The organism is Dyadobacter sp. HNCC25DJ187, from assembly GCF_056895255.1.
On the sequence record NZ_JBXHAT010000003.1, the window covers coordinates 398,960 to 412,811 of the forward strand.

11 protein-coding genes are annotated in these 13,852 nt (G+C 42.7%); 3 read left to right on the forward strand and 8 right to left on the reverse strand.

Features of this window, described 5'->3' with window-relative positions; all coding sequences use genetic code 11:
* The first annotated feature begins 20 nt into the window (after positions 1-20).
* Positions 21-1,448 (forward strand): glycoside hydrolase family 125 protein, encoded by a 1,428-nt coding sequence (locus AC1XUE_RS22875; protein WP_483358332.1) that lies wholly within the window; start codon positions 21-23, stop codon positions 1,446-1,448.
* A gap of 558 nt (positions 1,449-2,006) precedes the next feature.
* A complete protein-coding gene (locus AC1XUE_RS22880; RefSeq protein WP_483358333.1) occupies positions 2,007-2,330 on the forward strand; it encodes a hypothetical protein in 324 nt (107 codons plus the stop codon).
* Positions 2,331-2,405: 75 nt separating this feature from the next.
* Here AC1XUE_RS22880 and AC1XUE_RS22885 read toward each other — a convergent pair whose 3' ends face one another.
* The 4 genes from AC1XUE_RS22885 to AC1XUE_RS22900 all read right to left on the reverse strand — a co-directional run bounded on the left by AC1XUE_RS22885 (position 2,406) and on the right by AC1XUE_RS22900 (position 7,899).
* Positions 2,406-3,572 carry a PepSY-associated TM helix domain-containing protein gene (locus AC1XUE_RS22885; RefSeq protein WP_483358334.1) on the reverse strand — a complete coding sequence of 389 codons (1,167 nt, stop codon included), beginning with the start codon at positions 3,570-3,572 and terminating at the stop codon, positions 2,406-2,408.
* 83 nt (positions 3,573-3,655) lie between these two features.
* Positions 3,656-6,130, reverse strand: coding sequence for a TonB-dependent siderophore receptor (locus AC1XUE_RS22890; RefSeq protein WP_483358335.1), 2,475 nt, complete (start codon positions 6,128-6,130; stop codon positions 3,656-3,658).
* A gap of 251 nt (positions 6,131-6,381) precedes the next feature.
* On the reverse strand, positions 6,382-7,194 hold the full coding sequence (locus AC1XUE_RS22895; protein WP_483358336.1) for a sugar phosphate isomerase/epimerase family protein: 813 nt from the start codon (positions 7,192-7,194) through the stop codon (positions 6,382-6,384).
* Positions 7,195-7,464: 270 nt separating this feature from the next.
* Positions 7,465-7,899, reverse strand: a complete 435-nt coding sequence (locus tag AC1XUE_RS22900) for an META domain-containing protein (RefSeq protein WP_483358337.1) — start codon at positions 7,897-7,899, stop codon at positions 7,465-7,467.
* A gap of 323 nt (positions 7,900-8,222) precedes the next feature.
* Between AC1XUE_RS22900 and AC1XUE_RS22905 the strand changes: the two genes are divergently transcribed.
* Entirely contained in the window at positions 8,223-9,083 is an 861-nt protein-coding gene (locus AC1XUE_RS22905) for a helix-turn-helix transcriptional regulator (RefSeq protein WP_483358338.1), read from the forward strand.
* 159 nt (positions 9,084-9,242) lie between these two features.
* On the opposite strand, the gene AC1XUE_RS22910 is transcribed toward AC1XUE_RS22905, so the two are convergent.
* The 4 genes from AC1XUE_RS22910 to uxuA are packed head-to-tail and all read right to left on the reverse strand — an operon-like array spanning position 9,243 to position 13,652.
* Positions 9,243-10,679: a Gfo/Idh/MocA family oxidoreductase gene (locus AC1XUE_RS22910; protein WP_483358339.1), complete on the reverse strand. Its 1,437-nt coding sequence runs from the start codon at positions 10,677-10,679 to the stop codon at positions 9,243-9,245.
* A gap of 49 nt (positions 10,680-10,728) precedes the next feature.
* Positions 10,729-11,589 carry a ThuA domain-containing protein gene (locus AC1XUE_RS22915; RefSeq protein WP_483358340.1) on the reverse strand — a complete coding sequence of 287 codons (861 nt, stop codon included), beginning with the start codon at positions 11,587-11,589 and terminating at the stop codon, positions 10,729-10,731.
* A 46-nt stretch (positions 11,590-11,635) separates the two neighbouring features.
* The gene (locus tag AC1XUE_RS22920) at positions 11,636-12,433 is read right to left on the reverse strand and encodes an SDR family NAD(P)-dependent oxidoreductase (protein WP_483358341.1); all 798 of its coding nucleotides are present in this window, start codon (positions 12,431-12,433) and stop codon (positions 11,636-11,638) included.
* Between the two features lie 19 nt (positions 12,434-12,452).
* Entirely contained in the window at positions 12,453-13,652 is a 1,200-nt protein-coding gene (gene uxuA, locus AC1XUE_RS22925; protein WP_483358342.1) for a mannonate dehydratase, read from the reverse strand.
* Positions 13,653-13,852: the final 200 nt, after the last annotated feature.

Consider the following 13,852-nt stretch of genomic DNA (forward strand, 5'->3'; position numbering starts at 1 on the left):
CCTGTAAGATCCTTAACCTCATGATAAAAAGAAGAGATTTTATAAAAGCAGGCACTCTTGCTGTAGCAGGTATGGCAGTTCCCAATTGGTCGTTTTCACGCAATGCCCAGGATTTTCCGGTAGTGCGTATTGCGGCAGACCAGCGAAGTTTTAAGAGTGCAGCGGTAGAAGCTACAATTACGAGAATGAAAAAAGTAATCAAAGACCCGGAGCTTGCCTGGTTATTTGAAAACTGTTTCCCCAATACCATTGATACCACCGTTCATTATAAGCCTATCGATGGTAAACCTGACACATTTGTTATTACAGGTGATATTGATGCGATGTGGTTAAGAGATAGTACTGCCCAGGTTTGGCCGTATTTGCCATTGTTAAAAGAAGATCAGCAACTGAAGGATATGGTGGCAGGGCTTGTCCATCGCCAAACCAAATGCATTATTATTGATCCCTATGCCAATGCTTTTTATGACAAACCCAAAAAAAGCGAGTGGACTTCCGACCATACTGAAATGAAGCCTATGCTTCATGAAAGAAAATGGGAGTTGGATTCATTGTGTTATGCCATACGACTTGCATATCACTATTGGAAAACAACCGGAGATACCTCACCCTTCGACGAGGAGTGGTTGAAAGCAATGCGTTTGGTTTTGCAAACATGCAAAGAGCAACAAAGAAAAGAGAACCGCGGCCCATATAAGTTCGGTCGCACTACAGCATGGTCTACAGATACGGTTCCAGGCAACGGCTATGGTAATCCTATCAAGCCAAATGGGTTGATAGCAAGTACATTCAGGCCGTCAGATGATGCATCTCAATATCTGTTTTTTATACCTTCTAACTTTTTCGCGGTAGTTTCATTCAGACAGGTTGCCGAAATCCTGGATAAAACCGGGAAGGATGCGAAGTTATCTGCCGATTTCAAAGCACTTGCTACAGACGTAGAAAATGCACTTAAAAAGTATGCAGTTTACAACCACCCACAGTTTGGCAAAATTTATCCGTTTGAAGTGGATGGCTTTGGTAACTATCTGCTGATGGACGATGCCGGGATACCAGGGCTGATCAGTATGCCCTATCTGGGTGCGATGTCTGTAAAAGATCCTATCTATATCAACACTAGAAAATTTGTTCTGAGCGACTCTAATCCTTATTTCTTTAAAGGAAAAGCAGGGGAGGGTTTGGGTAGTCCGCATACGCTGGTCGATCAGATATGGCCAATGGGCATCATTGCCCGTGCGATCACATCTACAGATGAAAAGGAGATTGAAGCGCAACTTAAATTACTCAAGACAACGCATAATCATACCGGCTTTATGCATGAGTCATTTGATAAGGATGATCAGGCTAAATTTACCCGTAAATGGTTTGCATGGGTGAATACATTGTTCGGTGAACTGATCCTGAAACTGGAAAAAGAGCGCCCGCATTTACTGGCGAAGGTGTATTGATTTGCTAAGTAAAGATGCGCCTGGTTTTGCCACAGATACACAGATACGCACGAATTTCAGAATTCAATGCATTGGTGCTCATTCGTGTATCCGTGGCAAATTTTTTACTTCTAAGTATTTGCTACACAGAGATAGGCAGAGTTTACAAGAGAGCCATGGAGAAATAAACTAATCTCTGTGTCTCTCTTTTTTGTCTCCTTGGTTCTCTGTGTAATTTTTGCCCACGGAATCTATGACACCGAGTTCAAGTTCTAGCCACAGATACGCACGAATTTCAGAACTCAATGCATTGGTGCTCATTCGTGTATCCGTGGCAAATTTTCTTACCTAAAATCTCTGCGTCTCGTGGTTCTCTGTGTGAGCTCAAATACAAATATCATATAGAGTTTGCCACCTGACAGGTTGCACAGAGTATCTTGTCAGGATTGTATTTTTACTGTTTATGAAGGTGAAACTTTGCTTTTTCGCAGAAATTTTTTGGTTTCGGATGAAAGCAAACCCATTAAAGGTATCGGGAGAATTTGGACAGAGACATCGGCGTATTCAACTCAGGTCATCTTGAATAAAAATCCTGAAAAGGTTAGTGTTAAGAAAGGACAGGTATTTTACGCAGATCCGAAGCCATGGATTTTCGGAGGAAAATACGGAGAGGGCAGTGCGGATAAGAAGATGCCCGATCTGGAATTGAAAACGGGAGATAAGGTAGTAGTTATACCTGCTAAACGCAGGGTAGATAGTTCCTATGGCCAGGGAAGTGCACCATTGTACTATTGCGAATACAAACTTCCTGCGGATGTAGTTTCAGGTAATTATCAAGCGAGAATGATCTACGAAAATGGAGAAAGGTCGGCGCCGTGGTGGGCTTTGGTAAAGGTGAATTGATCGGGCGTAAGTAAAAGGAGCATAAATGCGGAGTGATATTTTCGCGTTCATGCTCATTCATTTTTTGAATAATAGTTATATCACACTTTTCTTCACAAGTATTTCAGGCTTGATCCTGTCAATTTTTATCAATCTCTTTTTCGCTTTCTTCTTTCCTTTCTTTTTACGTCCGAGCCATATAATTATTCCCGTTACTGGTAGACTCGCTGCTATAAATGAGGCGATGAAAGCAATGATTTTGGTCGGTAATCCCCACAGACTACCTGTGTGTATCGGGAACACAACCCTTCGCGCTTTAAATCCGGGTGTCTCATCTTTGTACAATCGGGTGGAAACCAGTAAGCCATCTGTTTTACTGAAATACAGAAAACTCACCACATTACTGATTGCCGCTGCATCATCTGTTTTGGCTATTGTGATACTGAGACTGTCTGCATCTAAAGTAGTGAAAGTTACTTTGCCAGGATTGGGCAGCAGTTTATGTGTTTCATTCAGTATTTGTTGATAGTGCGTAACAGACTTTCCTGTTAAAGGAAGTTGCGCAGGAGCCTCACGCTTTTGTTGGGGTTTGCCATCAAATGCGAGATAAATCAAATTGTTGACCCACTTGTAACTCCATACAAGTCCGGTCAACGCGATGAGAAATACGAATGGAAGCACATAAAAACCAAATACGGCATGCAAATCCCAGTTGAGACGTTTTGGTGAAGCATCCCATTTCACGGTAAATCGCTGCTTACGATTTTTGCGATTTGGCCACCACAATACCAATCCGGTGATCATAATCACCAGAAAACAAACGCATGATATTCCGGTGATAACTTTTCCTGTATCACCCATACATAAATACCGATGAAGCCGGAGAACCACTTCAAAAAAAGTATCATGTTCAGCGCGCGACCCGATTACTTGGCCGGTATAAGGATTGATTGCAACGGTGAGTAACTCCTTTTCCTTTTTACCCGGTTTGAATCCGAATAGAATACTCCTGTCGGCTTCTTTTTCAACAATGATACGGCTTAGTTTATTTTCAGGGAATTGTGCCTGAGCAAGATGGGTAAGTGTGTCGAGCGGCAGCCGGTTTTTGTTGTCAGGAACCGTCACAACATGGAACGACCTGTTAATCATCGGCTCCAGTTCTTCTTCAAAAACCAGAACGCAGCCGGTGAGCGCCACTGTAAAAACCACAAGGCTGGAGGAAATCCCCAGCCAAAGATGCAGTTGTGATGATATTTTTTTCAAAATGTTCTTCACAATATTGAGTTGTTCAATGGTGATAATTCCTGATCCCCTGTTTAAGAAGGATCAGGTTTTTGCTGCATTACCTAAAATGTATAGGAAACGGTCGCCATAAAGTTGCGTGGTGCTCCCGGGAATAACCTCAGGTAATCATATCCACCCACCCAGTATGTTTTATTAGCCAGGTTATTCAGGTTTACCTGAAATTTGAATTTATCAATATTGTAATAGATCCCTCCATTCAATATTACATAGCCGGGTAATGTTTGAGTCGTACTAATAGATACATTTCGCTCGGTTACAAAATTACCTCCCAACGCCAATCCAAAACCATTGAGTACCACGTTTGTAAATGTGTATTTGGTCCAGATACTTCCCTGATTCTTTGGCGCGTTGGGTTTTTGCTTACCAACCAGAACCTGATCTGCGGCCCGGGTGCCGGCATCGGTCAACTTTGCATTATTATAGCTGTAAGCTAATATCAGGCTCCAGTTTGGAAGGATATTCCCGGTTATATCAAATTCGGCACCTTTGGCTTTCTCTTCTCCAATCTGCACCAGAAGTTCAGGGCGCTCTGCCTCGTTAGCATTGTAAAGGGTGTTAGTTTGCGTGATGTTGTATACTGCAAGATTAGCAGTCAGTCGTCCATCGAACCATTCCGATTTCACACCTCCTTCAACCAGGCTGCTTCTGATCGGATCAAAAGGTCCTCCTGTAAGCGGATTGGCTTGCACCGCAGCATCCTGAGGGTTATATCCTTTTGTATAGGTTCCGTATAAATTGACGTTTTTATTAATCGTATATACCGCACCGATACGTGGAAGCAAAGCATGCTGAGCTACGTTGGTTTCATTGTTAGTGGTATATCCCTTTTTGTCGATGTAGGTGTCATAACGCAGTGCAAGTAAAATCTGCAGACGGTCGATTTTGACTTGCTCCTGCAGATACAAACCATGTAACTGATAGAAAACCGGAGTTGTGGCTGCATTGGCAACTACATTGTAAGTGTATTTGCTTGGATCTTCCATCTGATTATTCTGGAGTGTCAGATCGTAATGCGAGATATTTGGTCTCGGAATACTTCTAGTTACCCCATTCTCAACATAATTATAGAACAAATACTTTTCAGGTGTTTTAGCATTGTAGGCAGCAGCTCCTCCAGCTTTCAATAGATAGCCACTTGCAGTTTGCTGTCCTGATCCTTTCGGAGTATAGGATTGTATATAGTCGTAACCTGCCACCAGTTGATGTTCAGCCTTTCCGGTATTGAAATTGTGGTTGGCAAAAAGCGTAATATTATCCATAAACGATTTTGTTTTACGGATAAATACCTGTCTTGCTACAAGATTGGGAATGGCAGTGCCGGCGGAGTCGATCCCATTTACATTGCTACTGCGGTGTTCGAGCAAATCTTCGTTGTAGCCGGTTCTGAGATAGGCAACATTTAAGGACGTGTTTTGAGTAAACTGGTGGTTCAGGGATGTTGTGATCAGGTATGTCTCTTCATTCAGATAATCGTTCGCAGCATTCAGAGAGGTTTTGATGGAGCTGGAATAAAGATCATTCCCAATTACGGACTGACCGCGATCCAGTCTGCTTTTGGAATTATTGTACACCAGGTCAAAGTTGATACGTGTCTTTTGGGTGGGAAGGAATGAGACAGAAGGAGCGATAATCACATTTTTATCAAACTGCATATTCCTGAAACCCTGTGCATTCACATACCCGAGATTGAGTCTGTAAAGAAGCGTTTTTTCTTCATTCATCGGACCCGTAAAATCGGCAAGGGCACGTACTGTATTAAAACTCCCTGTCGTAAACGTCAATGATTTGCGGGGCGTCATCAATGGTTTTTTAGTCACTCTGTTGATGGTTCCGCCTGGAGATGTATTACCATATAATGCGGATGCGGCCCCTTTAACGACCTCTACCCTCTCCAGGTAATTCACCGGTGGCTGTTTCCAGAATCCCGAAAACGTACGTAAACCATTAAATAACTGCGTTGTGCTACCACCGTTCATACGAAAGCCGCGAATGGTAAGGTCATCATAAAAAGTAAACTGATTCACACCACTCATGTTTTTGACAGCGTCGCCCATGAGGAATGTTCCCTGATCATGCATCACCTCTTTGGTAATGTAAGAAATGGCCTGAGGTACTTCGCGAATGGGTGTTGCAGTACGGCTACCGATAAACGACAGGTCGTTCTTATAACTCGATCCTGAATTTCCTATTACGTCTACGGTTTGCAGGAGCCGGGCATCTTCATGCACTTCAAGCTGTATGGTAACGGTTTCTCCGTCTTTTACCTGCACCTGCTTTTCTATTTTCCTGAAACCTATTCCTGTTCCTATGATATGATAGCTACCCGCTTCCAGGTCCGAAAATTCAAATTCTCCTGTCGACGAGGTAACAGTACCTTTTCCTGTCTCTTTTAGGATGAGGTTGATCAGCTCTACCGGTTCGTTGGATGGTGATGTTATTTTTCCTTTCACAATTGCTGTTTGTGCGAATGCACCAGATAGCATCACTGCCAAAAGGAGTGTAAAAAGTAATCTCATATAAATATTTGTATTGGAGAAGTTGGTGTTAATGGCGCAAAAGTAGGCTTATTTAGACCAATACCAAATTAATTATTGATTAACTTTTTACGTTTGTGAGTCTCTTTTGGTTACAAAATTTATTTGTAAAGGATTGTATATGAGATTATTGTGAAATAGTTGAAAAAATCAATGAGTAAGGCAGGTACAGCCAAAAGCCACTGCCATTCATATAGAACAGCAGTGGCTTATCAGTTGCGGCTACTTTAAATTCAGATATTTGCCTTGATAAAAGAAAGACCATCTCGCATCAACTGCTCTTCTGAGTCGAACATTTTGCGCCAGATATTGGCAACCGGAAGTTTAGGGCTGAATGCCTCTATGCTGATCCAGCCGTCATAATTGATGTCCTTGATCGCCTTAAAAATGCCTTCCCAGTCTACATTACCTTTTCCGGGAGTTGAGCGATCGTTCTCAGATAATTGGATAAACGATATACGGTCTCCTGCTTTACGGATGGTATCACCGATATTTTTTTCTTCAATATTGGCATGGAATGTATCGAACATCATTTTGCAGTTAGGATGATTTACTTCATCCACAAACCTGATCAGTTCGTCTCCGCAGCTGGTCAGGTATAACTCAAATCGATTGAGATATTCCAACCCCAATGTAATGTCCAGGGATTCAGCGTAATCGGCTACTTCACGTATGCCTTCAATACCCCATTGCCATTCCTGCTGGGTAGCCGGCTGGCCCGTGAAAACGCCTAAAGCGGAATGATAAGGTCCCATTAGCTTGGTAGCGCCCAATACAAGAGAGCAATCAAGTGCACGCTTCAGGTGCTCAACTGTGTGACGCCTCATGGCAGGATCTGCACTGATAAGGTGTTCTTCAGGTCCGCAGATAGTGTCTGTTTCGCAGGCAAGGCCTAACTCATCCAGCTTTTTGCGGAATCCGAACCAGTGTTCGGGATTTGTATTAAAGATGGGTACTTCTACTCCATCAAAACCAATTTCCTTGATAAGTTCCAGTGTAGGAAACAGGCTTTCGTCAATTTGATTCCCCCAAAGGAGAAGATTCATGCTATATTTCATCAAAACTAATTTTGAACGGTAATGCTTGGCTTGCCGCTGTAGACAATAGGATTTAGTGATTTGTCAGCGTGTAGAAACGGACAATTTAACTTTGTACAATTTTACAGAGATATAATACCAATCAGTTTACCGCATTTGATTAGTATTGATTAAATTTTGATTGATCTCTATAAGGCCGGGCTTGTTAAGGGTATATCAACCCATAAAAAAACCGGGTCAGTACACTGAACCGGTTTTTCTTATTCTATTTTGGACGTACTATCTCGCTCTGCTGAATATCAACTGACTATCGTTGTTATAAAAAAGTACCAATCGGTTATTTGATTTCAAATCATACAAGTTTACCTGAGGTAAAGCGTTAACGAATAAATTCCCCCACGATGTCTCTTTCCTTTCGGTACCATCACCTCCCAAATGAATGGCATTCAACTGCGCTGTTTCGTAGAAGCCGGTAAGGTAATTTGTAGAAGAAGTAGCTTCAAGTTCACCCTTGTCTTTAAATGTTACGCTTACATCATACATACCGTTTTTAACTGCTGGGCGGTATATCGTGTCATTATTTTCTACAACACTTTCGAGTTGCCATTTACCTGTGAGTTCTTTTTCGCTGACGATAGTAGTTGCAGTTTTTCCACAACTCATAAGTGTTACAGCAGGGATCAATAATGTCAACAGTTTGAAGATTTTCGTCATGATGATAATGGTTCTTATAACTGATATAAAGGATTGTGCTTCTAACCTGATTATATAGGTTTAGCCCTGATTTTTCTGAGCATACTTATTGTAAAAATTATGCCAGTTTTACTCGAAAATCGCTGGTAGAGTAGAATATTAACGATAATAATTCGATTTTCTTCTACCTAACTTGCAATTCAGAATTAATATAAACCTCGTGGGACTGCTATACGTTCCCGCTTTATCTGGCATTTTACTCGTTTAAATCAATCGATTATACTGTTTTTTGATCTATATTTGTAATAAATAGCTGTAAATGATCAAAATAAAGGTGTTGTGATATGAAAGCTCCCATTCATAAAAATATAGAAAGCCAGGTAAGGACAGTTACTGTTCAGGAATTGAAAGAATCTCATTTTGATCCCAACTGGCATTTTCATCCACACTATCAGCTTTTCACTGTGATGGAGGGAACAGGTAAACGATTGATCGGTGATTCCATTCATACTTTTGAGCCCGGTGATACTGTATTCCTGGGACCTGATATTCCTCATCTTTGGAGAAGTGACTCCGATTATTTCAATGCAGACTCAGGTCTGAACACCCATGGTATAGTACTGTATTTTCAGGATGATTTTTTAGGAAAGGATTTTCTGGACCGACCAGAAATGCTTGCGCTTAAACAGCTGATGATTGATTCGAAAAGAGGAATTTCATATAAGGGAGCTTTGCGTGATCATGTACGGTCTGAGTTAGTCGGGATGCTACATGAAGAGGGTTTTCAGAGTGTGCTGCGTTTAATGACCTTGCTGAATAAATTGTCGCATGAAGAAGGTGGAACACCTATTGCGAGTTATGGATACGTTAATACTTACAAGATATCTGAAACGGAGCGTATGCAAAAGGTGCATAGTTACGTTCTTCAGCATTTTGCGCAGGAAATCAGGTTGGGCGATGTGGCGTCACTTGCAGGAATGAGCGAAGCCGCTTTTTGCAGGTATTTTAAAGCGCGTTCCAATAAAACCTTTATTGACTTCGTGAATGAGATCAGAATAGGACATGCTTGTAAGTTATTGCTGGAAGATCAATGGACTATCGCTCAAATCGCCTATGACAGTGGTTTTGACTCCTTATCCAATTTCAACAGGAATTTCAAAAGATATATAGGGCATACGCCGCGGGAATATAAGGGCAACTACTGATTATCCAGGAGAAAGCTTTTTATTTTAATTCATCTCAATTGGGTGGATGAAAACAGTATTAGCCAGAACTACTGCAATAATAGAGAGAGCATCATCTCAAAAAATAAACAACCTTCATGGAGGCCCACAAAGGTTGTTTCAATCCAGTTGATATCAGGGTCAACCTTTTACTTTATTCGTTCCGTATTTTCCTCTTTGAGGTCTTGATAAGGTCGCACTGGCTTCTTTATCACCGATAAAATCTTCTTTCTTTGGATCCCATTTTAGTTTTCTGCCCAATTTCATGGCTGTGTGAGCCAGAAGACATGCTGTGCAGGAGCGTTGTGCAATTTCTGCATGACTGATCGTTTGCTTGCCACTTTGAATGCTTTCGATCCAGTTTTGGTGTTGCTCCGGACTTTCATACAGGTGAATCTCTTTTTCGCCTATCACCGAACCCAAGATTTTTGGGTCACTGGCATAAAAAGCCTTGTTTTCTTTGGCAGTTGCGGCTGCTCCCGGGTCGGATGCCGTCACGCCTACATTACCGCGTGAAACAAATATCCATCCGTCAGTTCCTTCAAATTTTACTCCGTTCGGGTTAGTTCCGCCAATTTCCATCTCCACGCCGTTGGCATACTTGGCATTCACAAGGAAATCACCATGTACATCCCACAGTCCTGAACCTTTAGCCGGGAATGTAGCAGATCCTTCTATTTCGATCGGACCTGTTAGTTCTGTATCCATTCCCCAATGCGCAATATCAATATGGTGTGAGCCCCAGCCGGTGATCATACCAGCACCAAACTGTTCCAGCCGAAGCCATCCCGGACGTTCGTTAAACATATCAGTCTGTGAATGCACGCGATCCAGTGTGTAATACACTTCAGGAGTAGATCCCAGCCACATGTCATAGTTGAGGTTAGCAGGAACTGGCATTTGTGCCGGATTTCCACCGGCAGGGTCGCCAGGCAGGCCAACATATACTTTTTTCAGTTTACCGATACGTCCGTTTCTTACCAGTTCACAAGTCCGTTTGAATTGTGGCCATGGATTCATGGAACGTTGCTGGCTACCTAATTGGAATATCACTTTTTTCTTAATCACCATATCAGCCATCTGCCGACCCTCACGTATGGTGAGAGAAGTGGGCTTTTGCATATAAATATGTTTGCCGGCCGCCGCTGCTTCCATTGCCGGCTGGGCATGCCAGTGGTCAGGTGTACTGATGATGACTGCATCTATATCTTTCCTTCCCAGAATTTCATGGTAGTCTTCATAGGTTTTTACCTCCAGGTATTTGTCTTTTCCTGTACGCTCAGCATATTTCTTTTCGATCCATGCTTTGCCCTTTTCAAGCCGGACTTTGTCAAGATCTGCTACAGCAATCACATGGGCTGCTTCGTTCTTAATCACTTCCGGCAAGTCGTGTGAGGCTCCGATCCTTCCGAATCCGATCTGTCCGATCTGAATTTTATTGCTCGGTGCATTCTTCCCGAATACGCTTGCCGGCACAATAGTGGGGAACATACTTGCAGCAATGATACCCGCGGTACCCGTAGCTGCTTTTTTCAGGAAGTCTCTTCTGTTCTGATTGTTTTGTTCTGAGTTGTTCATGAGATCCGGGTTAAGTGCCAGCAATGCCGACTGTAGTCATCGACATTACTTATTTGTCCAATATCTGATTATGAGTAGATTTAGGCTCGTCAGTCGGGGATTTTGCATAAGCCTTACTGTAATTTCGGGGTTTCTGAGGCCCGATCGCCCATTCAATTCCTCCCAGAATATGTTTTCTGAGATCATCCTTTTCATAGTCCGTTTTTTCATGACCCAGAGAAGTATAGAACGCGCGACCTCCGTCGTATTCATGCCACCATACCGATGGGAATACACTTCCAAAAGTATCGAGTGCTTTCCCGGCCGGTTTTTCAATCGTAGTGTGATCATTTACAGCCAGCACATTCAGATTTACACTCATTTCTTTCAGAAAGTAGAATTCATCTTTTTCTCTTTTCCATTGTAACGGCAAATGCGCTAATGAAGGGTTTCTCTTATCAAGCACATTAACGGCAAATGCTTGTCCGGGTTCGTGCCAGAAGAACGTTCCTCCCAGTAATCCTTTAAACCATTTCCAGCTACGCTCAGTACCACATGCAGAATGTAATCCCACAAAGTTTCCGCCCGCCTGAATGTACCGCATCAGTGCCACGCGTTGAGCGTCGGTATCAAATACATTGTTATTGGTATTCGAAAAAATCAGCGCGTCATATTGTTTAAGATTATCATCTGTAAATAGTGCAGGATTATCACTTACATCCACCTTGAAACCATGTGTTTGACCCAACGCCTGGATTGCTGTAACAGAGTTTGCAATATTGTCATGTACATATCCCTGCCCATTTTTGGTATAGACCAAGACTTTGACCTTATTCCACCTGATCTTCTGGGCGGTTGCACTGCCGGCAGTAAAAAGTGTACAGATGAAGGTCAGGAATATAAATTGGCCAATCAGAACGGATTTTTTCATGAATTAACATTTCAAGGTTAGGAATATACTTTAGCTAAACCGGTAACTAAAAACCGATAGAATTGCCTCCGTCTACTGGCAAAGAAACTCCGGTAATAAACTTAGAAGCCGGAGAAGCAAGAAAAACGGCAGCCCAGCCAATATCATCCGGCTTTCCCCAGGTCGCCATCGGAGTACGATCCATGGCTTTGTCTCGGCGAGCTGGATCTCCGTTCATAGCGGTCAACATCATGGGTGTTTCTATGAAGCCCGGAGCAATTGCATTAACACGAACATTGTACGGAGAGAACTCCGTTGTGAGCGCTTTCACCATGCCTCCGATCGCAGATTTCGAGGCAGTGTAGGCCACCACTCTGTCGATTCCGTACAGTGCAGCCATGGACGTAATCATGATGACAGATCCACGTTTCCTTTCCACCATACGTTTCCCTACTTCACGTGTCATAGAGAACACAGCATGAAGGTTGGTCTGAATCACGCGGTCGAAATCCTCGTCTGTGACTTCAACAGCGTATTTTTTCATGTTGATACCGGCATTATTTACCAATATGTCAATGGGTCCATGCGCTTCTTCAATAGCTGCTACCAGGTTTGGAATGGTAGACAACTTTGTGATATCATTAACGAAATAGCTTACCTGGTCTCCAAGAATTCCAGCCGTTTCTTTCAATACATCTTCTCTTCTGCCAGTGATCACTACCTTTGCGCCGGCAGCTACCATGCATTGCGCAATATAAAAACCGATTCCACTTCCTCCCCCTGTAACTACTGCAAGTTGCCCTTCCAGAGAAAATGTTTGATGAAGAAGGTTTGGGTTTGCAGTCAGTTCGTTTTTAATCGTCATAGAAATATCTTTTAAATGCTTATAAATTAAAGGAGCGCCTTATCCCCAGCTCAAGACCCCGTAATTCAGCAAGCGCTTTGAGCCGGCCAATACCGGAATAACCGGGGTAGGTTCGTTTGTGAAGATCGTCCAGCATCTGAAAGCCATGATCGGGACGCATGGGTAATTGTGCCGCTTTTTTGCCTGACTTCCTCCGTTTTTCTTCTTCTTCTAAAAGTGCTTTTACGACTTCGTACATATCCACATCGCCGTTCAAATGCGGTGCTTCGTGAAAGTTTCTTGTACCCATTTCCCTTTTGGTAGTTCTGAGGTGTACAAAATGAATGCGGTCTCCGAACCGACGGATCATTCCGGCCAGGTCATTGTCCGGAAGTACACCGAGTGATCCGGTGCAAAAGGTGATGCCATTGGCTGTCACATCACTTGCCTGCATCAGTTCGGCCAGATCCGCTTCCGTACTTACAACACGGGGTAAGCCTAATAGTGATCGGGGAGGATCATCAGGATGAATACAAAGATTGACACCCAGTTCCTGAGCGTATGGAGCCACTTGCTGTATGAAGTAATAGAGATTCTGGCGAAGTATCTGGTCGTCTATATCGCGATAGGCATTCAGTAAATCTTGAAAGACAGCCAGGTCGAAAGCCTCTTCTGAGCCAGGCAATCCCAGCAAAACAGTATTGGTAAGCATACTTATTTCGTCAGCCATCATAGCTTCAAACTTCAACTGTGCTGATGCCCTGATCTCAGGTTCATAATCCTGTTCAGCATTTGGCCTTTTCAGAATGAACAGATCGAAAATGGCGAAATCTTCCCATACGAAACGTAATGTTTTATGTCCTTCGGAAAGGGTATAATCCAGCTGAGTTCTGGACCAGTCCAACACCGGCATGAAATTGTAGCATACTGTTGTGATACCTGCTTCTGCCAGGTTTTTCAAAGAAGCTTTGTAGTTTTCTATATAGCGATCCCGGGACGAAAGTCCTTTCTTTATGTCCTCATGCACTGGTAAGCTTTCCACAACCAACCAATGCAGGGGAGTCACTTTATTATTGTCATTCTCAATGATGCTGATTCTTTCCTGAATTGCCTCGGTTCCCCATACCTCACCAACGGGTATCTGATGTAATGCGCTTACAATACCGCTACATCCAGCCTGACGTATATCAGCAAGGGAAACCGGATCATTCGGGCCAAACCAACGCATGGTATGAATCATGTCAGACGATACTATTTAGTTTAATAATATAAAAATATTTGTTTTATTTTGCATTGTAACCGATTGCATAAACCTACATTTCTTATCTTCTTTGGATAAACAAGACATTGCAGTAAGAAATCGGGATATATACATGGACGCAATCGGTTGCAATATCCCTTACATTTGCCTTTGAATTTTTTATAAAAACCAAATACCTA